The organism is Methylobacterium sp. Leaf465, from assembly GCF_001424705.1.
In the GTDB taxonomy this organism is placed as follows: Bacteria; Pseudomonadota; Alphaproteobacteria; order Rhizobiales; family Beijerinckiaceae; genus Methylobacterium.
Genome location: NZ_LMRA01000007.1, coordinates 71,804 through 92,661 on the forward strand (window position 1 = coordinate 71,804; position 20,858 = coordinate 92,661).

Below are 20,858 nucleotides of genomic sequence, written 5' to 3' on the forward strand. Positions count from 1 at the left end.
CGACTTGCCAATGGGTGAAAAGACACCTGGCTTGGCATTCGTACCGTGATGCCCCCCGGGATGCGCTGCGGGGAGGGGCGCACGGCTCATTCGACGGCATGCGCGTCTTCGTCTCCGCGTGGACGAAAACAGGCGCGAAAACAAACGATTGAATCGCGCCTCGACGGTGAAGAGCCCGCCTTCCCACCCGAAGACCGGCTTCAACGCCTCGGTCATCAGTTCCGGCTCGTTGGCCGCACTTGAGGATGAGCATGACAGAATTCGTTTCAGCTGGGTGCGAGCCTTGGTAGTTAGACCGCGGATGACAGAAAATGCGACGCGAAAATTTGGAGATACCCCCGAGTTTCGGGGATTTGCCTGTGTTTGCGTTATGTCCGCATGCCTAGTTTGCACCAGTAACGGCAGCCTGTCCGTTGCATGGGGATGGCGATGTTCTGGGGTGGCGATGAACTGAAATCGAAGCTCGGTGCGCTTGATGCTTCCCAAAAGTCGATCGAGTTCGACCTCGACGGCCTCGCTGCCTCCGTCGGCGAGATCGCCCGCCGGACCAGCCGCCTGGCACGGAACCCCACCATCGAGGCGGCGCCGGCCCGGGAGCCGGGGCAGCACTTCGCCATCGGCGCCGCTGAGGTGAAGAGCCTGGCCGCCCAGACGGCGAAGGCGACCCCGAGCGTCGGAAGCCAGATCACCGGCACCCAATCCGCCGCCCGGGGGGCCGCCACCGTGATCGCCCGCATCGGGGAGACCATCGGGCCGACGAACGACATCGCGGCCTCCTCGACCGCCGTCGAGCAGCAGGCTGCGGTGGCCCAGGAGATGTCGGCCAGCATGCAGGTGATGACGGTCGCCGTCACCGAGTTCAGCCAGAACGGGGGTCTGATCAAGGTCTCCACCCGCGAGGTCGACGCCTCGACCCGGCAAGGCCGCGCAGCCTCTCGCAGCATGGCCGCCTGATGCCGCCCGTCTCCGCACACCCTGGCCTATCCGGTCGACGGGACGGATCCCCGGACGGATCCCGGGATCGCTTCGCGGTCCTGGACGATGGGCGCACCACCGGTGCGATCGGCGATGCCGGCCCGGAAGGGGTCGAGACCGCTCCGGGGCAGGCCGATACCCCGGCCTCCCCCTCCCAAGACGAAGCACGGCTGGGTGCGGCGGTCCGCGCGGCGATGCTCGGCGAGACGCTGCAACTCGGCCGCTATTCCGCTTTCACCCAGGCGACCGTGGCGCTTTCGCTCGCCGCCATCTTCTGGGACATCGCCGCGAAGACCTACCTCGCCGTGCTGGCCGCGGCGGTGACGACGCTCTGCGGTGCCGCCATCGTCGCCACGCACCGTTACCGGGGTGTCATCGGCGGGGGCGCGTCCTGCCCCTCCACCCGCGGGGCCTTCCGGGTCCTGCACCTGCTCGCGTTCGGGCGCGGCCTCGCCTGGGCGACGATGCCGGCCGTCCTGCTCCCGACCCTCGACAATGCCTATCGGGTCGTCGTCGGCGCCGTCTGCGCCGCCCTGATCTCGCACGCCTACGTCGCCGGCCCCGTCTTCTCCCTCGCCCTTCTGGCGGTGGTCCCGGTGGTCGCCGGCATCTTCATCGGCCTGGCGGGGTGCGAGGGACCGGTCGGCCACTCCGTTGCCCTGCTGCTGACCCTCTACGCGACCTTCGTCTTCGTCAGCGCGCGTCGCTTGTGCGGGCACGCCTACCAGCGCATCCGGGACCGCGTCGTGGTGCAGGCCCAGAGCGAGACGATCGAGCTCCTGCTCAAGGACTTCGCCGAGGGGACGAGCGACTGGCTGTGGGAGATCGACACCGTCGGCCGCCTAAGGCCCTCCCTCGAGCCGATCGCCGGCCTGCTGGGCGTCGATCCGGTTGCCCTTCGCCACCGCACGCTCCAGGCTGTCCTGAGGGACTTCGCCGACGAGGCCGGGGGCGCGACCGGGATCGATGCCGTCTTGACCGCCATCGCGGCGCGGAGTCCGTTCCGCGATCACACTGTGCGGCTCCGGACGCGGGACGGCAGGCGCTGGCTGACCCTAAACGGCCGGCCCGTCTTCGATGCCCTCGGGACCTTCGTCGGATATCGCGGCGTGGGATCGGACGTGACGGCCAGCCGGGAGGCGCAGGCGCGCATCGCCTTTCTCGCCGGCCACGACAATCTGACCGGCTTGCCCAACCGGGCGGCGCTCCAGGCGGCCCTTCAGGATCTCTGCGGCGAGGCGTCCTCGGGAGCGGGCCGGGGCGTACTGCTCTACCTCGATCTCGACGGGTTCAAGGCGGTGAACGACGGCCGCGGGCATCTCATCGGCGACCGTCTTCTCGGGCAGGTCGCCCAGCGCCTGACGGACCTCTGCGGGTCGGAGGCCACGGCGTACCGCCTCGGCGGCGACGAGTTCGCCGTGGTCGCCCCACAGGCCGGCAAGGCTGCGGCCGAGCTTCTGGCCAAAGGCATCGTATCCACCCTTCGACAGTCCTTCCGGATCGATGAGGCGCATGTGGAGATCGGCGTGAGCGTCGGCATCGCCTGCGTGCCGGACGACGCCATCGATCCGTCGAGCCTCCTGTCCCGTGCAGACCTCGCGCTCTACAGCGCCAAATCGGCCGGGAAGGGGCGCTGGCACAGCTTCGACCCGTCCCTCGAGGAGCGCGCTCATCGTCAGCGTCAGCTGGACACGGACATGCGCGAAGCGCTCGCCGCCGACGCGATGGAACTGCACTACCAGCCGCTGGTCGACATGCGCAGCGGGCGGGTCACGGGCTTCGAGGCGCTCCTGCGCTGGAACAAGCCCGGGCACGGCTGGGTCTCGCCGGGCGAGATCATCCCCATCGCGGAAGCCACCGGCTTCATCGTCGAGATCGGCGGCTGGGCCCTGCGCCGCGCCTGCACCGACGCGCGCCGATGGCCGGACCTGTGCGTCGCGGTGAATATCTCCTCCATCCACATGCGCAGGCCGAGCTTCCACGAGGAGGTCGCCGCCATCCTGCGGGAGACGGGGCTGGCGCCCGAACGCCTGGAGATCGAGATCACCGAATCGGTCCTGCTCGACCACGGCGACGAGGTCCTGGAGAACCTGAAGCGGCTGCGTGCCCAGGGGGTGCGTATCGCCCTCGACGATTTCGGCACGGGCTATTCCAGCCTGAGCTACCTCACGGAATTTCCCTTCGACAAGGTGAAGGTCGACCGCTCCTTCGTGCGCGACCTTCAGGGGCGGCCCGAGAAGGTCGCCGTCGTCGAGGCGATCGCCCGGATGGCGCGCGCCCTCTCGATGAACGTGACGGTGGAGGGCGTGGAGACCCAGGCGCAGCTCGACGTCCTCCGCGCCAAGCGCTGCGACGTCGCACAGGGCTTCCTCTACAGCCCCGCGCGGCCCGCTTCCGAGGTGATGGCCTTGATCGATCGCATCGAGGCGACGTCCTCGCCGGTGCCGGATCAGGCACGGATGCGGACCGCGCTGGCAATCGTCTGAGGCTCGCGGCGGATCACCGCGGTCGCCCCGTGGGCCGCCCATGATGCGTGGGCGCCGACCGACCCGGAACGCGGCCGCTGCGCGCCCTGAGCGACCTGACCTGGTGCGGATGAGGGATGCTTCGGTCCCGAACCTCCTTCGGTCGTCCCGCCGGACCCAGCCAGGCCGGGCCGGAGCGGGTCGGACCGCCCTTCTGCCGGGGTGACGGTGGCTCGCAGACGCCCTTCGCACAGGCCTGATCCAAGAGCCAAGAAGGCGCAAGAATGGCAGAAAATCCGTCACGATCGTCGGTCTCACGACGAAAGAATGGTTTTTTTAGCCGTCCGGGCCGCGGAAAGACAATTTTCCAGTGCCGGGCTAAATATCTGATTCAGATATCGTCAAGTGGTGCGGTCTCACAATGATGTGATGTTCTGGATCGGTCATCGCGAAGATTCGAACAGCAAGTCAGCATAAGGGGAGAAATATCTGATGTTCGATTTCATGGGAGCGTCACGTAAGTCGAGGTCCGGCGCCGCAGTGTTTGGCGGCTTGCGTATGCCGGTTCTTGGGATCGACGCATTGTCGGTCGTCACGACGATGAATCCTGCCATGGAAGACTTGCTCGGGCCGGGCGGAGCCGACCATAAGGGTCGCCGCCTCGACGACCTCTGCCGCGACCTGTCCGGCCAGTCCATCGTCGCCGTCGGGCTGCGCCATCGGCACGACGCCCTGGTCCGCCTGGGCGGCAGACCCTTCGACGTCGCCGTCACGCCGCTGATGGAGGACCACAGGATCTCGGGCTACGTCCTGGAATGGACCGACGCCACCCCCCGCCTCGAGCGGGAGGACCAGGCGCGCCGCCTCGCCGCGATCGAGGCGTCCCAGGCCGTCATCGAGTTCACCCCGGATGGCACCATCGTGTCGGCCAACGCGGCCTTCCTCGCGGTCATGGGGTACACCCTCGACGAGGTTCGGGGACGCCATCACAGCCTGTTCGTGGAGGCGGCCTACCGGGACAGCCGCGCCTACGCCGCCTTCTGGGACGGCCTCCGGGCGGGCCACGCGGAGGTCGCCGAATTCAAGCGGGTCGCCAAGGACGGCAAGGCCGTGTGGATCAAGGGCTCGTACAATCCGATCCGCGACGGCGCCGGCCAGGTTGCGCGGGTGGTGAAGTACGCCACCGACATCACGGCGCAGACCGTCGAGACCAACGCACTTCGCGGGCAGGTCGACGCCATCCGCAGGTCGCAGGCCGTGATCAGCTTCGACCTCGACGGCCGCGTCCTCGAGGCGAATGCCAACTTCCTCGCCGCCGTCGGCTATACGGCGGCCGAGGTCGTCGGCCAGCATCACGGCCTGTTCGTCGACGCTGCCCACCGCGCGAGTGCCGAGTACGCCCGGTTCTGGGAAGCCCTGCGCCGCGGCGAGTCCCAGGCCGGGCAGTTCCGCCGCATCGGCAAGGCGGGGCGCGAGGTCTGGATCGAGGCCAGCTACAACCCGGTGCTCGACGCCGACGGACGACCTGTGCAGATCACCAAGTTCGCCATCGACGTGACGGCCCAGGTCGAGCAGCGGGAACAGGTCCGGCGCCTCGAGGAGGCCTCTGCGCGCGAGCGGGTCGAGGCCGAGGCCCGCCACCGGGCCGAGCGCGTACAACTGGCCGACGCCTTCGAGCAGACGGTGGGAGCCGTCCTGGCCTCCGTCGCCTCCGCGGCGACCGAGCTGCAGGCGACCGCCTCCGGCATGTCGGGCATCGCGGCGGAGACCGCACAGCAATCGACCGCCGTAGCTGCCGCCGCGAGCCAGGCGGCCGCCAATGTCGGCACCGTCGCGGCGGCCGCGGAGGAGCTCGGGGCCTCGGTCGACGAGATCAGCCGGCAGGTCGCGGGCTCGGAGGACTTGGCGGGCCAGGCGGTCGCCGAGGCGGAACAGACGGCGACCCTGGTCCAGGAACTCAGCGAGGCCGTGCGCAGGATCGGCGACGTCGTCGCCATGATCTCGGCCATCGCGAGCCAGACCAACCTCCTGGCCCTGAACGCGACCATTGAGGCGGCCCGGGCCGGCGAGGCCGGACGCGGCTTCGCGGTGGTCGCGGCCGAGGTCAAGGAACTCGCCAACCAGACGGCCCGGGCGACCGATGAGATCACCGGGCAGATCGGGCGGATCCAGGGGGCGACGGGAGGCGCCGTGAGCGCCATCGATGGCATCCGTCGGCGCATCAAGGAGATCGACGCGGTCGCGGGGTCCATCGCGGCCGCCGTGCAGCAGCAGGGGGCGGCGACCCAGGAGATCGTGCGCAACGTGACCGAGGCCGCCACCGGGACCGGCGAGGTCACCAGCAACATGTCCGGTGTCGCCCGGGCGGCCGAGGAGACCGGAAGCGCGGCGACCCAGGTCCTCACCGCCGCGTCGGACCTCTCGCGCCAGTCCGAGCACCTCGACGGCGAGGTCTCCCGCTTCCTCGCCAAGATCCGGGCGGCGTGAGGCGGCCATGCGCGAAACCTCCGGCCTTCCGTTCGACCGGTCCGCCCACCGCTTCGGCCCGGCGGAGAACCGCGCCGGCCTGGCGGATCTCGAGGCCGGCGGGTGCCGCCATCGGCTCGCCGGCACCTCCGCGTCGATCACGCGCTCGCTGCAGGGCCTTCAGGACGCACTCGTCCTGCTGGTCGCCGCGCTACCGGCCGACGATCCGATGGTCCCCCGGCTCAACGCGGCCGCGCAGAACATGACGCGCCTCGCACGGGCCGTCCTGACCTACGGGGCGGTCCTCGACCCTCACGCCGTGCCGGAGCTCTGAGCCGGGGCCGCCGATCCTTGTCGACGCGCCCCGCCCCTGGGCGGCAGGATTGTCGCCCGAACCCGGGACGCATCCTCGGGAACACCGATCCGCTGGGCGGTGCGACCCGCATTCCGGCGGGGCGCGTGAGCCTGTCGAGCCAAGTCCGTCCGGGCCGGTTCGGTTCGTCCCGGCCGGGCGCTGGCCGGCGCGAGCGTCAGATCTCCGGCGGCGCTTCGGGCGTGCCCTCGTGGCGGTCGCGATGTGCCGCGGCCCGCGCGAGGAGCAGGAGCGTGACGGGCGTCGACACGGTAAGGAACACGCCGATCAGGGCGTCGCGCAGGACGAGCCGGCCCTCGAGCAGCGAAAGGAGCAGCATGGAACTGATGAGGATCAGGGCCATGCCCAGCGTCGCCCCGAGGGTCGGCGCGTGGACGCGCTCGTAGAAGGTCCGCAGGCGGATGAGGCCGAGGGCTCCGGTCAGCGAGAAGGCGGCTCCGACGACCGCCAGCGCGACCACCAGCCAGGCGGCCCAGAGCGGCAGCTCCGCGCCGCTCATTGGATCACCTCGCCCTGCATCAGGAACTTGGCCAGCGCCACGGTGGCGGTGAAGCCGATCATGCCGAGGATCAGCGCCGCCTCGAAGTAGAGGCCGCTGCCGGTGCGCATGCCGTGGACCACGATCGCCAGCATGCCGTTGAGGTAGAGGGTGTCGAGGCCGAGGATGCGGTCCTGCGCGCGTGGACCGCGCAACATCCGCCACGCGGCGAGCGCCATCGCCAGCACGAGCATTCCCTGGGCCAGGCCGAGCCCCCAGTCGAGAACGGCGGTGGCGCTCATGCGAAGACCTCCATCAGGGGACGCTCGTAGCGGTCCTTCACCCGCCGCACCCATTCGTCCCCGCCCGTATAGTCGAGCACGTGCAGGAGCAGGCAGCCGGTCTGCGAATCGTACTGCACCCAGAGCGTGCCGGGGGTGCCGGTGAGGATGATCGACAGGACCGTGATGCCGAAGGGCTCGCGCAGGTCGAGGGGGATCGTCACGAACCCGGTGCGCCGCTCCCCGCGGCGCAGGCCCAGGATGATCCGGGCGACGTCGACGTTCGACCGGACCATGTCGTAGAGCACGACGACGGCGAGGCGCGCGAGGGTGCCCGGCGCGCGCACGAGGACGGCGCGGGGCTGCAGCGCCCGCATCACGGCGGGAACCGACACCCCGACGAGGAGCGCCAGCGCGGCGCTTCCCGGTGTGATCGGGGCGTTCAGCAGGAGCCAGGTCAGGGCGAGGGCGACCGTCAGCAGCGGGTAGGGCAGGAACCGGCTCATGCGCCCGCTCCTCCATGGGCGGCGCCGAGGACGGCCCGGACGTAATCCTGCGGTTGCGCCAGCCACTGGACGGTGGCGTCCGCGTAGGCGAGGGCCGGGCCGCCCCAGAGGGCGAGGGCCAGGCAGGCCGCGAGCAATCCGGCCAGAGCCAGGAACTCGGGCGGGCGGAGCACCGGGGGCGGGTCGTCGCTCGGAACCCAGAGGTTCTGGATGCCGAGACGGACCAGCGGCGCCAGGGTGCCGAAGCTGGAGAGCGTCAGGGCGGCGATCAGCCACCAGGCCGAGGCCGTGATCGGGCCCGTGGCCAATCCGGTGAACATCGCGAGCTTGCCGACGAACCCGGCCAGCGGCGGAATGCCGGCGAGCATCAGCGTGCAGAGGAGAAAGCCGCTTCCCAGGAGCGCGACCGCCGCCGGAAACGTCCGGCCGATCTCGATCGCGTCGGCGTCGTCGAAGGGGTCGCGGTACTCGTCGGCGAAGACCGCCTGCTGGGTCTGCCCCGGAGCGCGGCCCCGCTGCAGGATCTCGGCGAGGAGGAACAGGGCGCCGGCGGCCAGCGTCGATCCCACGAGGTAGTACAGGGCGCCCGCGAGCGCTGCGGCGCTGCCGGTGCCCAGGACCGCCAGCATCGTGCCGGACGAGATCATCACGGCGTAGCCCGCCGCCCGGGTGAGCTCGCGCGCGGCCAGGATCCCGATGGTGCCGTAGGCCATGGTCGCGAGCCCGGCCGCGAGGATCCAGGTCTGGCCGAAGCTGGCGGACAGGCCCGAACCGAACAGGAGCTGACTGAGGCGGATCACCACGTAGATGCCGACCTTGCTCAGAATGGCGAGGATCGCCGCCGCGGGCGCGCTCGCCGCCGCGTAGGTCGTCGGCAGCCAGAAGCCGAGGGGCCAGGCACTGCACTTGATCAGGAAGGCGATGCCGAGCACGGCGCAGCCGATCTCGAACAGGGCCGGTTCGGCGGCCGCCGGTGCCGCGAGCCGCCGCGCGAGGTCCGCCATGTTGAGCGTCCCCATGGTTCCGTAGATCAGGCTGACGCCGACGAGGAAGAACAGCGAGGCGACCAGGTTCACGGCGATGTAGCCAAGGCCGGCCCGGATCCGCATCTCGCCCGAGCCGTGCAGGACGAGGCCGTAGGAGGCGGCCAGCATCACCTCGAAGAAGACGAACAGGTTGAACAGGTCGCCGGTGAGGAAGGCCCCGTTCACGCCCATCAGGAGCAGTAGGAACAGGCCGTGGAAGCGGGGTCCCGCCCGGCCCCAGCGGGCGAAGGAGAAGACGAGGGCGCACAGGCCGAGCACGCTCGCCAGCACCAGCATCAGCGCCGAGAGCCGGTCGGCCACCAGGACGATGCCGTAGGGCGCGTCCCAATTTCCGAGGCGATAGACCTGGGCCGCCGCCTCGGCGCGCAGGGCCAGCACCAGGGCGATGCCGAGGAGGAGAAGCACGGTGACGAGGCTGAGCCCCGATTTCAGCCGGCGCCGCCGCTCGTCCAACAGGAACATCACCCCGGCCACGGCGATCGGCAGCACGATCGGCAGCACCACGAGGTGGTCCGACCAGGTGGTCTCGGCGGTGGCAGTCAGGACGGATGGGGTCATCGGCAACGGGTCATCGCGGAGGAACGCCTCATGCTGGGGGAGCGCGTCCGGCCGGGGAAGGGCGTCACGCTGAGGAAGCGTCTCATGGGTGCGGATTCCCGGGCTGCGGTTCGCCCTGGCCAGGCTCGCGGCCATCCACGTGATCGCTGCCGGTGATGCCGCGGGCGGCCAGCAGGACGACGAGGAAGAGCGCCGTCAGCGCGAAGCCGATCACCAGGGCGGTGAGGACCAGGGCCTGCGGGACCGGATCGTCGACGGAGACCACCTCGGCGCCGGCCCCGAGCACCGGCGGCGCCCCGACCGTCAGACGGCCCATGGCGAAGATGAAGAGGTTCACGGCGTAGCTCAGCAGCGAGATGCCGAGGGCGACCTGGAAGGTGCGCGGGCGCAGCATCAGCCAGATGCCCGAGGCGGCGAAGACGCCGATGCCCAGCGACAGGACGAGTTCCATCAGGCCGGCTCCCTCTCGGCGGCGCGCTCCGCCTCGGCTTCGGCCGCCCGCGTCCGGCGCACGGACTGGTGCGCCAGGGCGACGAGCATCAGCGCGCTCGCGCCCACCACCAGGACCATGATCCCGAGATCGAACACCAGTGCGCTCGCGACCGGCACCTTTCCGAGCAGCGGCGGCTCCCAGTAGGCGAAGGAGGCGGTGAGGAACGGGCGCCCGAACAGCCAGGATCCCGCGCCCGCCAGGACGGCGACCAGCAGGCCGACGCCGATCCAGGCGATCGGCCGGATGCGCAGGCGCTCCTCCACCCACTCGGCCCCCTGGGCCATGTATTGCAGCACGAAGGCGATGGTCAGCGCGATGCCGCCCGCGAAGCCCCCGCCGGGCAGGTCGTGTCCCCGCAGGAACAGGTGCAGGGCGAGAAGGACGATGAAGGGGAACAGCCACGTCATCACCACGCGGGGAACCAGCAGGGCATCGGCGGCGGTGTCGCCGGGGCTGCGGCCGGCCCGTGCCGCGTCGTAGGCATCGTGGCTGACCTGCTGCTTGGGACGTCCGAGGCTGTCCGAGGCCGGGCGGAAGCGGCGCAGCAGCGCGAACACCGTGAGCCCGACGATGCCGAGCACGCAGATCTCGCCCAGGGTGTCGAACGCACGGAAATCGACCAGCAGGACGTTGACCACGTTGCGCCCGCCCGCCTGCGGGTAGGCCTCCTCGACGAACCAGCGCGCGATACCGTCGACCGCCGGCCGGGTCATCACCGCGTAGGCCAGGCCGGCGAGGCCGAGGCCCGCGAAGGCCGCGATGCAGAGGTCGACGATGCGCCGCCGCCGGGCCCGCGCCGCCTCGGAGGCCGGAGCCGGAATCGCGGCGTCGCGCTTGGGCAGCCAGCGCAAGCCCAGCAGCAGCATCACCGTGGTGACGATCTCCACCAGGATCTGCGTGACCGCGAGGTCGGGCGCCGAGAGCCAGAGGAAGGTCAGGCTGCTGACGAGTCCGGCTCCGCCGACGAAGATGGCGGCCGAGAGGCGATGATACTTCGCCCGTTCGGCCGCCCCCACGGCGCAGGCCGCACCGACCAGCCACATCAGGGCGAAGGCGGGGTCGAACGTCGTGGCGCGTCCCGGTGCGAAGAGGTCGAGCCCCCGCACGGCTCCGGCCAGCATGGCGGCCAGGAGCACGGTCAGGAAGAGGATGCGCAATTGCACCTGGAGGCGCTCGCTGCCCAGGTGCCCCTCCAACCGGCGGGCACCGGTCACGAGCCCGGTCATCGCCCGTTCGAACAGCCGGCCGCCGTCGAGCCGGTCCATCAGCCAGGGGCCGCCGCGGGGATTGGCGTTGATCCGCCGCCCGAACACGCCGTAGAGCGCGACGCCCCCTACCAGCGCCACGACGCTCAGGGCCAGCGGCGCGTTGAAGCCGTGCCAGATCGCGAGGTCGTAGTCCGGCGTCCGCGCCCCGAGGACCGACCGGACCGCGCCCGCGAGGGCGGGCCCGATGGTGAGATTCGGCACGAGGCCGATCGCGATGCAGACCAGGACGAGCAGTTCGATCGGGATGCGCATCCAGCGGACCGGCTCATGGGGCACCTGCGGCAGGTCGTGGGGGGCGGGCCCGAAGAAGGTCTGGCGGATGAAGCGCACCGAGTAGAGCATGGTGAAGGCGCTCGCGAGCGTCGCCAGGATCGGCAGGGCGAGGTTCAGCCCGTGCTCGCCCGCATTGTCGACCGCCTCGGCCAGGAACATCTCCTTCGAGAGGAAGCCGTTGAGGAGGGGCACGCCCGCCATCGCGGCGGCGGCCACCATCGCCAGCGTCGCCGTGTAGGGCATCGCCCGCCACAGCCCGCTGAGGCGGCGCATGTCCCGCGTGCCCGTCTCGTGGTCGATGATCCCAGCCGCCATGAAGAGCGAGGCCTTGAAGGTCGCGTGGTTCACGGTGTGGAAGATCGCCGCCACGACGGCGAGGGGCGAGTCGAGACCGAGCAGGAGGGTGATCAGCCCGAGATGGCTGATCGTGGAGTAGGCGAGCAGGCCCTTGAGGTCGTGCTGGAAGATCGCGCTCCAGGCGCCCACCAGCATCGTCGCCATGCCGGCGGTGCCGACGATCCAGTACCAGGTCTCGGTGCCGGCCAGCACGGGCCAGAACCGGATCATCAGGAAGATGCCGGCCTTCACCATGGTGGCGGAATGCAGGTACGCGCTGATCGGCGTCGGTGCCGCCATCGCGCGCGGCAGCCAGATATGGAAGGGGAACTGCGCCGACTTGGTGAGGGCACCCGCGAGCACGAGCACCAGGGCCGGGAGGTAGAGCGGGCTGGAGCGGATCGTGTCACCCGAGGCCAGGACCACCGCCAGGTCGTAGCTCCCGACGATCTGTCCGATCAGCACCATGCCGACGAACAGGCAGAGACCGCCGCCCGCCGTGATGGTGAGGGCCATCCGGGCCCCGTCGCGGGCGGACGCATTGTCGGTCCAGTAGCCGATCAGCAGGAAGGACACGATGCTCGTCAGTTCCCAGAACACGACCAGCTGGATCAGGTTGCCCGAGAGCACGATCCCCAGCATCGCGCCGACGAAAGCGAGGAGATAGCTGAACAGGCGCGGGACCGGATCTTCGGCGGCCATGTAATAGCGCGCGTACAGGACGACGAGCGCGCCGATCCCGAGCACGAGGACTGCGAACAGCCAGGCCAGGCCATCGAGCCGCAGGACGAACTGGACGCCGAGCGTCGGAAGCCAGTCCACCGCCCAGACCAGGCTGCCGCCGGGCGCGGACACCATTGGGTAGAGAACCCCGATGCAGGCGAGGCACGCCACCAGGGTCGACCCGGCCAGGATCGCGGCGGCATTGCGCGCATGTCCGGGCAGGCTGATCACGGCCGCGCTGCCGAGAAAAGGAAGGATCGCCGCGATGGCAAGGAGAAGTTGAGGCGGCATCAGCTCGGGCGATGAGAGGAACGGGCGGACACGGGCAGCCTCGCGATCGGCCGGAGGCGCCCCTCCGCGAGCGGGGACGCGCCGACGCACGCCACACGGCTATAGCCTCCGGGAGACCGGGTGGCGAGCGCCGCCCGGCGGGAGCTTCCCGAACCCACGACGCGACCCGCCACGGCGGAGGCCGGGCGGGTCGGTGTGAGATCTGGTCGGTCGGGAACGGCTCAGAGGTTGAGGAAGGTCTGGGCCGAGCCGACGAGGGTGAAGACGAGTCCACCGGCGAAGGCGGCGATCATGGCGTAGGAGAAGCCTTTCAGCAGCATGGGGGTCTCCTCGGGGTGTCCGGTCGGGTTGGGGTGTCCGATCAGCAGCGGNTGGCGGACGAGATCGGAGCAACGCCGAGGACGAGGGCGGCGGCGAGGGCGGCGATACGGGTCTTCATTGTGGCTATCGGGCTCCTATACAGTGCGAACTGGTTTTCTTGGTTCGCTTCATCTGTCTGAACCCAATATGGGGCCTCGATCTCAGCCATGACGTGCGGCCAGGCACGTAGAAGACAGGATTAAACGGTGGGACCTGAGATGAGTGGTCGCCCCGTCTCGATGCATCATGAATACATCTTGGACAAAGGTGCCGTAAGTCTCGGGCCAAGGATGCCCTGGACGCCGACTTTCGCCGAAGCGACGCGCGCATCCGGCGTCGGTCGCGCGGCACCCTGCCCACCGGCCAGACGGTGCCGCGGGGACGCTTCAACGGCCGATCCGGACGTCCGCACCGAACGCCAGCGGGACCTCGACCGCGTGCTGAACGGGATCCGCGGTGACGGCGGCTGAGAGCCGTACTCCGTAGCGCCGGGGCGGGGCGACGGACGCAGCCCCAGGGTGCCGAACCACCCCCGCATCACGCCGCCGCACCTTCGTCCCTGCGCCGTCGAATGGATTGACACGGCAACGCACGGGCGTCGTCCTGCGGGCCCGAATGTCCGAGTGCGGCCGTGATCGATGAAGACCATTCTGTATGCCCGGGTCTCGACCGGAGACCAGACCATCGCCCATCAGGAGGCGCAGGCTGCCGCCGTGGGCTTCGTCGTCGACGAGGTCGTGGCGGATGACGGCGTGTCGGGCCTGAGCACCTGCCTGCGCGAGCGGCCGCAGGGGCGCCGGCTGTTCGACCTGCTGCGGCGGGGCGACGTCCTGGTGGTGCGCTGGGTCGACCGCCTCGGCCGCAACTACGCCGACGTCTGCGACACCCTGCGGGAGATGATGCGCCGGGGCGTCGTGGTGCGCACGGTCATCCACCGGCTGACCTTCGACGGCGCCACGGCGGATCCGATGCAGCAGGCCGTGCGCGATGCCCTCATCGGTTTCATGGCGGCGACGGCCCAGGCCCAGGCGGAGGCCATGCGAGAGGCGCAGAAGGCCGGCATCGCCCAGGCGCGGGCGCGCAGCGACGTCTATCGCGGACGCAAGCCGAGCTTCAGCCGGGCGCAGTACGAGGCGGTGCGCTCCGCCCTCGTCGAGGGGCGGGGGATCTCGGCGATCGCCGTCGCGACCGGCCTCAGCCGGCAGACCGTCTACCGTATCCGCGACAACGCCGCGGAAGCGGAGGCGGCCCTGGCGCGCTGGGCCTGAGGCTCGGGCCGACGGGAGGTCTGGGCCGGCGGAAGCCCTGGGCTCGGCCGGGGGCGCTGCTTCGTATGGTCGCCTCCCCCGGGCGCCCGCATCGGCTTAGTCTGGGGCGCCTGACCGATGCGGGATGACCATGGGCGCCGCCACTCTCCTCGGGCTCACCACGCTGGCGTTCCTCGCGCCGCTGCCGCCGGAGCGCTACCATCCGCCGGAGCCGCCGCCCCGCGGGGTCGGCTGGGCGGTCTGTGCCGTGGTCGCGCTGCTGCTGGTGGTCACGGTCGTCCCGCTCAGCCTCGCCCTCGCCGACAAGTGGGCCATGGACGCGCATGTCGCCGAATGCCGGGCGGCGGGCGGCCGGTTCGTGCCGGTCGCGTCGGTCAACGGGCGGGCCTATCGCTGCGACCAGCCGGAGCGGCCGCGCTCCTGACGCCGGACCGACGCCCCGGGGGTCAGAAATCCGCGTGGATGCGGGTGCCGAAGAAGTCCGCCGGCCCGCGGTCCCGGTTGTAGGCCGGGTTCTCCACGTGCTGGTAATTGACCGACAGGGTCAGGGTCCTGTTCAGGGCGAAGGCGTAGTAGGCCTCCACCGCGCGCTCGGGGGCATAGTTGAGCCGGCCGTCGCCGATGAGGAGGCCGACGCCCCCATTGGCGAAGAAGGCGCGATGGCTCGGCGAGATCGCGTTCATCGAGGTGCCGAGGCCCACCGTGTCGCCGGGCCGGCCCCAGGCGGTGCCCTTGAGGGACACGCCGCCGGACACCGACCGGTCGATGTCGGTGAAGGACAGGCTCTCGGTGCGGCCGTCATTGGCGCTGAACCGGGCGAAGACGCCGAGGTCCGCCGTCACCGCTTGCTCGAGATTCAGGTAGAAGCCGGTCTTGCGCCGCGCGGCCCGCGTGGCGGCGGCCGCATCGTTGATGTCGCCGAAGAGCCCGGCCTGGGTCAGCGACACCACCTCCCGGAAGTCGGCCGAGTTGCCCACATTGGTGAAGAACCCGAGGCGCAGCTTGCCGGGCTGATCGAGGACCGGCAGCACATGGCGCTCCTCGAACTCGATGGTGGTGCCGGCCCGGCGGAAGACGCGCGGGTCGAGGACGTCGCTGGAGGGCTCCTTGGGCACCTGGGTGTAGGCGGCCCGGATCGCGAACGCCGCGCGGTTGTACTCGACCATCACGCCCTGGGTGAAGCCGGGGAGGTTGGCGGGGAAATCGTAGGCGCCGGAGGCCCAGATGCCCCAGTTCATGAAGTCCACCCGCGGGTCGTGGGCGTAGACGTTGCCGTCGAAGTAGTCGCCGAGGGCGAACTTGCCCGCCACCACGGTGATCCGCTCGATGTCGCGCCGGGTGGCGACCTGGTTCGGGCCGTCCGGCACGTCCTCGGTTTCGCCGCCGAGGCCGAAGGTCTGGCGCACGAAGTAGCGGTTGGAGCGCAGCTTCGGGAACGGCGCGCCCGCCTTCTGCGCCTCGCCGTTGACGAAGCCGGCCACGCCCAGGGTCCGGCTCAGGCCGAAGCCCTGGGAGAATTCCGGATTGTAGTAGAGTTCCGTGCCTTCGAAGAGCTTGAGCCCCAGGAAGGCGGTGGCGGTGGTGGTCGACTGGACCTGATGGCCGATCAGGCTCGCCGGACCGGTATAGGGCGCGCGGAAGCCTGGCACGCCCTGGGCGATGAAGGTGGTCTGGCCGTGGAGCGAGAACCGATCGCCGGAGCCGTCGCCGGGATCGTGCGGCGCGGCGTCGTCGACCTCCGGCGGCAGCACGAAGCCGCTCGGATGCCAGGACAGGCGCGCCATCATCTGGTGCGAGGTGAAGGAATCCTGCCGCGTCGCCACCGGGCCGAGGCCCGGGACGGCGCCGAGATCGAAACGGCCGCTGCCGCCGAGGTCGAGATAGCGGTAGTCGATCCCGAGGGCGAGGCTCTCGGTCACGGCGAACTGCACGCCGGCTCCCAGGGTGAAGCCGAGCGAGGAGAGGTCGCGCCGCGCGGTGGTGACGCGGCCGGTGCCGGGGTCGGGATAGCTCGCCAGGATGCGGGCATTGGCGCCGGCGAGCCCGAAGCTCGCATAGACCAGCGACCGCTCGAAGGCGTAGCCGAAGCGCCCGCGCAGGGTGCCGTAGACGTCGGTCTTGGCGCGGATCAGGCCGAGGCCCGGATCGCCGTCGCCGACGAAGCCGGGGGTGGGCAGGAGCACCGGCCGCTTCAGGTTCGCGCCCGCGACATCGGCCTCGATCCCGTACAGCCAGGGGCCGGTCTGCCAGTTGTAGCCGCCGAACAGGCCGCCGACGGCGGTGGTGGCGTCGCGGCCGAGGTCGGACCGACCGGTGGCGTCGCCCGTCTTGAACGGACGGACCGGGCGACCGCCGACCGTGGTGTCGCGAAAGGTGTAGGCACCGTAGGAATTGCCGGCGCTGCCCTCGATTCCGAGATAGGGGCCCGACCAGTCGACGAAGGCCGGTGCCGTGGCCAGGGGGCGTGGCGCGCCGAGATCGGCGGCGTGGACGCCGGAAGCGGCCGTCAGGGTGAGCAGGGCGAGGCCGGCGGCTCCCGCGCGGTCAGGGCCGCCGCGTCCATAGCGATCCGCTCTCGTCATACCGCCCCCGCGCCGTTTGTCCGAGGACGGGGTATAGACGGTGCTATAACTATGACAATATGGTTTAATCCAAGCCGGGACGGGATAAGGGCCACTGTTGCGCAAACAGCGCAGGGGTGATCCGCGCGGGATCTCGCGTCCCTGCGATCGACCGTCCGGAGCGCGGCCCGTCGGGACGATCCCTTAGCCGTTTTCTGCGAAGATCGGATGACCGGCTCGGCACCCTCCATTTGGGGGATGTCAGGCACCGGGGCTGCGGTCTAGCCTGGGCGTCTCCAAGGTTTCGGACCGTCTCGGCCCGCAGGGCATCGCCCCTGCGGGCTTCTTTTTCGGTCGCGGCGGCCGATCCACTCTCCGTCAGGCGGTGCCGGTCTCGATCTTCTCGATGAGCGCCGTCAATTCACCGATGCGCAGGCGGAGGCCTTCCCGGGTGCTCTCGTCCATGTCGCGCAGGGCGTACCCGTCCTCGAACTGGCGCTCCTCCGTATGCGCCTCCTGCCCGCGTGCGGCGAGTTCCGCCATCAGACGATCGCGCTCGGCGCGGTACTGGGACTTTCGGTCGTCGGTGACGGGCATGGTCATTCCCTGGCGGATGGCGCGCAACGCGTCCGGCTCGCCTGACGGGCGGGCCTTGGGCGGGAAACGCGGACCTTCGCCCCCGGGTTCAGACGGCGCGGACCGGAACCATAGCGCCGGCCGGCCGTTGCACCCACGACCCAAGCTCGAAGACCTCATCCCCGCCCGGCTCACGCCGAGGCGGGTTTTTTCGGGCCTGTGTCCGCGCTCCGATCCGGCCACCGCCCCCGGCGGCCCGCGTTCGTCGAGGTATTGCCACCGGTCCGGTTCGGATAAGGCCCGGATCAAGTCCGTAATCGGAGACGTTCAGATACGATCCGGAAAGTAAATATAATTCAATAACTTCGTAATCCAGCGCAAACGATGAGCAGTCACGATGCTTTAGCGGTGCCTTAAGTTTCCCGCTGCTAGCTCTGGCACCGATACCGGTCCGGAGATATCTCGTGGCTTTGCTCGCGCGCTTCAGCATCATCACCAAACTGATCGCGGTGGTCAGTCTGATCGGGGTCATCGTCAGTGGCTGCCTCTGGTACGCCACCACCCAGATGACGCAGATCGACGAGGCCTACAGCCGCTTCGTCTCCCATGACACGAAGGCGATCGCCGACCTGCGGACGGTCAACCGGCTGGTCTTCACGATGAGCTACTTCAACTTCCGCAACATCGCCGAGGGCAGCCCCGACGAGATGCAGAAGACCGACAAGGGATTCGACGAGGCGAGCGAGCGCCTGAACAAGGTGCTGGCGGAACTGCGGGATGCCGCTCCCAGCTTCGCGCCGCGCATCGACGGTCTGAAACAGAAGGTCAACCGCTTCATGGCCGACAGCTCCGAGGCGCGCACCCTGGCGAGCAGCGGCCTGAAGACGGAGGCCCTCGTCCTGCTGCACCAGACCGTCGACCCGACCTTCGACGCGATGGTGTCGGAGGGAAGCGCCCTCGGCCGGGACATCCGGACCTTCGTCGACGCGGGCGCCCGCGATCTCGCGGCGATGACGGACCGGACCCGGACCAACACCCTGCTCCTCGGCGGCCTCGGCCTGCTCGCGGGCCTCTTCGCGGCCGGGCTCGTCGCCGTGTTCGGTATCACCCGTCCGATCGGCCAGCTGGTTGAGGCCCTGCGCCGGATGGCGCGGGGGGACAGCGACGCGGTGATCCTCGGGCGCGACCGGCGCGACGAGGTCGGCGCCGTGGGCCGCGCGGTGGAGGAGATCCGTTCCCTGGTCGCCCGCAAGGCCTCGGAGGAGGCCGAGCGCCGGCAGATCGCCGATGCGGCGGCGGCGGCCGAGCGCCAGCGCACCATGCATGAGCTCGCCGACGGCTTCGAGGTGGCGGTCGGCTCGATCATCGCCACGGTGTCGGCCTCGGCCGGCGCGCTGCAGGAGACCGCCGCGGCGATGAGCACCAACGCGGCCCGGACCACCGATCAATCGGTGACGGTGGCGGCCGCCGCCGAGGAGGCGGCCTCCAACGTCAACACCGTGGCGGCCGCAGCCGAGGAGCTCGGTTCGTCGGTGCAGGAGATCGGCCGCCAGGTCGACGGCTCGGCCAACCTCGCCCTGCGGGCGGTGGAGGAGGCGGCCCAGACCGCCGGGCTCGTCCAGGACCTCAGCAGCGCCGCCGCGCGGATCGGCGACGTCGTCGCGCTGATCACCACCATCGCGGGCCAGACCAACCTGCTGGCGCTGAACGCGACGATCGAGGCGGCGCGGGCTGGCGAGGCGGGGCGCGGCTTCGCGGTGGTCGCCGCCGAGGTCAAGGAACTCGCCAACCAGACCACGCGGGCGACCCACGAGATCGAGGAGCAGATCGGCCGCATCCAAGCCTCGACGGAGCAGGCGGTCGGGGCCATCCGCACCATCAGCGGCCGGATCGGCGAGATCAGCCAGGTGACGACCTCGATCGCGGCGGCGGTGGAGGAGCAGGGGTCGGCGACCCAGGAGATCGTGCGCAACGTTGGCCAGGCCGCCAGCGGCACCAGCGAGGTCACCGAGAACATCTCGGGCGTCGCCCACGCGGCCGAGGAGACCGGCGCCGCCGCCCGTCAGGTGCTCGTCTCGGCCTCCGACCTGACCGCCCAGTCGGAGCACCTGACCGTGCAGGTCACGCGCTTCCTGGAGACGGTCCGGGCGGCGTGAGGGGGCCGCCCGGCGTCGCGTGGCGCGAGGGCGGCCGGCTCACGGCCCGCGAGCCGGCGAGCAGGAAGCGCCAGGGCGTCTCCACCGCGCGGGAGATGCCGATCCGGCGATCCGCGATCCAGGCCGGCGCCGTCTCGGGGGCGGCCAGCGCGAAGGGGGGCGCGTCGAGGGCCAGGCCGTCCATCGCGAGGCTGACGGCCAGCGCCTGGCAGAGGCGGCCGGGCCCGGCGCAGAACAGGCGCGGATCGGACAGCCCCCGCCGCGCCGCCATCGCGTCGAGCCCGTGGCGGGGCTCCAGCGCCCGGATCAGGACCGCGCTGCCCGGCTCGCAGACGAGGTTCAGGCACCAGTGCAGGCCGTAGGAGCGGTAGACGTAGGCGTGCCCCGGCGGCCCGAACATGCTGGCATTGCGCCGGGTCGGGCCGTTGACGCTGTGCGAGGCCGGGTCGCTCCGGTCATAGGCCTCCGTCTCGACGACCATCCCGCCGATCCCGTCCACCCGCAGGTCGCAGCCGATGAGGGACGCGGCCACGTCCGCCGCCGGGCGGGCGAAGAAGCCGGCCGGGAGGCGTGCGCCGAGGGGATCGCCCGCTGGACTCAAGGGGTGGAGACGCCCTTGCCCGCGTTGGCAGCCTTGGCGCCGCGCAGGTCGGCGCGGGCCCGCTCCAGCCCCTCGGGGCCGAGGTCGAGGGCGAGCCGCACCGCCCGTTCCACGTAGGCCTGCGGCGTCAGGCCGGAGGCTTTCGCGGCGCGCGAGACCTCCAAGCCGAGGCCGAGATCGAGGGGGATCGCGCTCGTGCGCGCCGGGGCGGGCTCGGACGCGGCGGGCGCCGTGGCCAAGGCTGCCTGCGAGACCGCCTGTGAGACAGCTGGGGCAACCGCCGCGCGCAGGGCGGCCGTTCCGGTGAGCGGTGCCGGTCCGCTCTCCGGGCGCAGCGGCAGGCCGAGGGCCTCGCGCCGGCCCTGCGCCGCGAGCCGGTCTGCGCGTTCGTTGCCGGCCTCGCCCGCATGGCCCCGGACCCAGGTCCAGCGCACGTCGCGGCGGGCCGCCAGGCCATCGAGCTCCTGCATCAGCTCGACGTTCTTCACCGGGCCGGTGGCGGTGCGCCAGCCCTTGGCCTTCCAGCCGCGCATCCACTCGGTCACCGACTTGATGACGTACTGGCTGTCGCAGCGCATCTCGATCTGCGCGCCCTCGGGGAAGTGACGCAGGGCGTTGATCGCCGCGGTCAGCTCCATGCGGTTGTTGGTGGTGGCCCGATCGCCGCCGCAGAGCTCGATGCGGCCGTTCTCGGCCTCGATGACGACGCCCCAGCCACCGGGGCCGGGATTGGGATCGCATCCGCCGTCGGCATAGACGATGGTTCGCATGGGACTCGCTTCGACCTGTTCACGACGGGGCCCC

At 70.7% G+C, this 20,858-nt stretch carries 17 protein-coding genes; 7 read left to right on the top strand and 10 right to left on the bottom strand.

Going from position 1 to position 20,858, the window contains the following annotated elements; all coding sequences use genetic code 11:
- The first annotated feature begins 429 nt into the window (after positions 1–429).
- The 4 genes from ASG51_RS06565 to ASG51_RS06580 all read left to right on the top strand — a co-directional run bounded on the left by ASG51_RS06565 (position 430) and on the right by ASG51_RS06580 (position 6,240).
- Positions 430–954 (top strand): methyl-accepting chemotaxis protein, encoded by a 525-nt coding sequence (locus tag ASG51_RS06565; protein ID WP_056379823.1) that lies wholly within the window; start codon positions 430–432, stop codon positions 952–954.
- 215 nt (positions 955–1,169) lie between these two features.
- On the top strand, positions 1,170–3,461 hold the full coding sequence (locus ASG51_RS06570) for an EAL domain-containing protein (RefSeq protein WP_156389608.1): 2,292 nt from the start codon (positions 1,170–1,172) through the stop codon (positions 3,459–3,461).
- A gap of 591 nt (positions 3,462–4,052) precedes the next feature.
- Positions 4,053–5,927: a PAS domain-containing methyl-accepting chemotaxis protein gene (locus ASG51_RS06575; protein ID WP_244480075.1), complete on the top strand. Its 1,875-nt coding sequence runs from the start codon at positions 4,053–4,055 to the stop codon at positions 5,925–5,927.
- A gap of 7 nt (positions 5,928–5,934) precedes the next feature.
- The gene (locus tag ASG51_RS06580) at positions 5,935–6,240 is read left to right on the top strand and encodes a hypothetical protein (RefSeq protein ID WP_056277000.1); all 306 of its coding nucleotides are present in this window, start codon (positions 5,935–5,937) and stop codon (positions 6,238–6,240) included.
- 196 nt (positions 6,241–6,436) lie between these two features.
- On the opposite strand, the gene mnhG is transcribed toward ASG51_RS06580, so the two are convergent.
- From mnhG to ASG51_RS06610, 6 genes are all read right to left on the bottom strand, one after another.
- Positions 6,437–6,778 (bottom strand): monovalent cation/H(+) antiporter subunit G, encoded by a 342-nt coding sequence (gene mnhG, locus ASG51_RS06585; protein ID WP_056355404.1) that lies wholly within the window; start codon positions 6,776–6,778, stop codon positions 6,437–6,439.
- Positions 6,775–7,059, bottom strand: a complete 285-nt coding sequence (locus ASG51_RS06590; protein WP_056216335.1) for a K+/H+ antiporter subunit F — start codon at positions 7,057–7,059, stop codon at positions 6,775–6,777. The genes mnhG and ASG51_RS06590 overlap by 4 nt, the downstream gene beginning before the upstream one ends.
- Positions 7,056–7,544 carry a Na+/H+ antiporter subunit E gene (locus tag ASG51_RS06595; protein WP_056216337.1) on the bottom strand — a complete coding sequence of 163 codons (489 nt, stop codon included), beginning with the start codon at positions 7,542–7,544 and terminating at the stop codon, positions 7,056–7,058. The genes ASG51_RS06590 and ASG51_RS06595 overlap by 4 nt, the downstream gene beginning before the upstream one ends.
- Positions 7,541–9,148, bottom strand: coding sequence for a monovalent cation/H+ antiporter subunit D (locus ASG51_RS06600; RefSeq protein WP_056379825.1), 1,608 nt, complete (start codon positions 9,146–9,148; stop codon positions 7,541–7,543). The genes ASG51_RS06595 and ASG51_RS06600 overlap by 4 nt, the downstream gene beginning before the upstream one ends.
- Positions 9,149–9,230: 82 nt before the next feature.
- Complete coding sequence (locus ASG51_RS06605; protein WP_056379827.1) at positions 9,231–9,599, bottom strand: Na+/H+ antiporter subunit C; 369 nt, start codon at positions 9,597–9,599, stop codon at positions 9,231–9,233.
- Entirely contained in the window at positions 9,599–12,532 is a 2,934-nt protein-coding gene (locus tag ASG51_RS06610; RefSeq protein WP_056379830.1) for a monovalent cation/H+ antiporter subunit A, read from the bottom strand. Before ASG51_RS06610 ends, ASG51_RS06605 begins: the two co-directional genes overlap by 1 nt.
- Before the next feature lie 998 nt (positions 12,533–13,530).
- Between ASG51_RS06610 and ASG51_RS06615 the strand changes: the two genes are divergently transcribed.
- Positions 13,531–14,160 carry a recombinase family protein gene (locus ASG51_RS06615; protein ID WP_056379832.1) on the top strand — a complete coding sequence of 210 codons (630 nt, stop codon included), beginning with the start codon at positions 13,531–13,533 and terminating at the stop codon, positions 14,158–14,160.
- A 130-nt stretch (positions 14,161–14,290) separates the two neighbouring features.
- Positions 14,291–14,584, top strand: a complete 294-nt coding sequence (locus ASG51_RS06620) for a hypothetical protein (protein WP_156389599.1) — start codon at positions 14,291–14,293, stop codon at positions 14,582–14,584.
- A 22-nt stretch (positions 14,585–14,606) separates the two neighbouring features.
- Here the strand turns inward: ASG51_RS06620 and ASG51_RS06625 are convergent, their stop codons facing one another.
- Both ASG51_RS06625 and ASG51_RS06630 read right to left on the bottom strand, forming a co-directional pair.
- The gene (locus ASG51_RS06625) at positions 14,607–16,742 is read right to left on the bottom strand and encodes a carbohydrate porin (protein WP_082513905.1); all 2,136 of its coding nucleotides are present in this window, start codon (positions 16,740–16,742) and stop codon (positions 14,607–14,609) included.
- A gap of 357 nt (positions 16,743–17,099) precedes the next feature.
- Complete coding sequence (locus ASG51_RS06630) at positions 17,100–17,318, bottom strand: hypothetical protein (protein ID WP_156389600.1); 219 nt, start codon at positions 17,316–17,318, stop codon at positions 17,100–17,102.
- A 443-nt stretch (positions 17,319–17,761) separates the two neighbouring features.
- Between ASG51_RS06630 and ASG51_RS06635 the strand changes: the two genes are divergently transcribed.
- Complete coding sequence (locus tag ASG51_RS06635) at positions 17,762–19,453, top strand: methyl-accepting chemotaxis protein (protein ID WP_056379835.1); 1,692 nt, start codon at positions 17,762–17,764, stop codon at positions 19,451–19,453.
- Here the strand turns inward: ASG51_RS06635 and ASG51_RS06640 are convergent.
- Together ASG51_RS06640 and rnhA are read right to left on the bottom strand one after the other, a co-directional pair.
- Positions 19,419–20,054, bottom strand: a complete 636-nt coding sequence (locus ASG51_RS06640) for a DNA-3-methyladenine glycosylase (RefSeq protein ID WP_056213130.1) — start codon at positions 20,052–20,054, stop codon at positions 19,419–19,421. The genes ASG51_RS06635 and ASG51_RS06640 overlap by 35 nt on opposite strands.
- Positions 20,051–20,824 (bottom strand): ribonuclease HI, encoded by a 774-nt coding sequence (gene rnhA, locus ASG51_RS06645; RefSeq protein WP_056379837.1) that lies wholly within the window; start codon positions 20,822–20,824, stop codon positions 20,051–20,053. Before rnhA ends, ASG51_RS06640 begins: the two co-directional genes overlap by 4 nt.
- Between the last annotated feature and the right edge of the window lie 34 nt (positions 20,825–20,858).

Excerpts from the sequence above, each read along its gene's own strand:
- ASG51_RS06620 (WP_156389599.1), top strand. The coding sequence starts at position 14,291 with ATGGGCGCCGCCACTCTCCTCGGGCTCACCACGCTGGCGTTCCTCGCG.
- mnhG (WP_056355404.1), bottom strand. The coding sequence starts at position 6,778 with ATGAGCGGCGCGGAGCTGCCGCTCTGGGCCGCCTGGCTGGTGGTCGCG.
- ASG51_RS06570 (WP_156389608.1), top strand. The coding sequence starts at position 1,170 with ATGCTCGGCGAGACGCTGCAACTCGGCCGCTATTCCGCTTTCACCCAG.
- ASG51_RS06600 (WP_056379825.1), bottom strand. The coding sequence starts at position 9,148 with ATGACCCCATCCGTCCTGACTGCCACCGCCGAGACCACCTGGTCGGAC.
- ASG51_RS06575 (WP_244480075.1), top strand. The coding sequence starts at position 4,053 with ATGGAAGACTTGCTCGGGCCGGGCGGAGCCGACCATAAGGGTCGCCGC.
- ASG51_RS06590 (WP_056216335.1), bottom strand. The coding sequence starts at position 7,059 with ATGAGCGCCACCGCCGTTCTCGACTGGGGGCTCGGCCTGGCCCAGGGA.
- ASG51_RS06595 (WP_056216337.1), bottom strand. The coding sequence starts at position 7,544 with ATGAGCCGGTTCCTGCCCTACCCGCTGCTGACGGTCGCCCTCGCCCTG.
- ASG51_RS06565 (WP_056379823.1), top strand. The coding sequence starts at position 430 with ATGTTCTGGGGTGGCGATGAACTGAAATCGAAGCTCGGTGCGCTTGAT.
- ASG51_RS06610 (WP_056379830.1), bottom strand. The coding sequence starts at position 12,532 with ATGCCGCCTCAACTTCTCCTTGCCATCGCGGCGATCCTTCCTTTTCTC.
- ASG51_RS06580 (WP_056277000.1), top strand. The coding sequence starts at position 5,935 with ATGCGCGAAACCTCCGGCCTTCCGTTCGACCGGTCCGCCCACCGCTTC.
- ASG51_RS06605 (WP_056379827.1), bottom strand. The coding sequence starts at position 9,599 with ATGGAACTCGTCCTGTCGCTGGGCATCGGCGTCTTCGCCGCCTCGGGC.
- ASG51_RS06625 (WP_082513905.1), bottom strand. The coding sequence starts at position 16,742 with ATGACGAGAGCGGATCGCTATGGACGCGGCGGCCCTGACCGCGCGGGA.
- rnhA (WP_056379837.1), bottom strand. The coding sequence starts at position 20,824 with ATGCGAACCATCGTCTATGCCGACGGCGGATGCGATCCCAATCCCGGC.
- ASG51_RS06630 (WP_156389600.1), bottom strand. The coding sequence starts at position 17,318 with ATGCCCGTCACCGACGACCGAAAGTCCCAGTACCGCGCCGAGCGCGAT.
- ASG51_RS06615 (WP_056379832.1), top strand. The coding sequence starts at position 13,531 with ATGAAGACCATTCTGTATGCCCGGGTCTCGACCGGAGACCAGACCATC.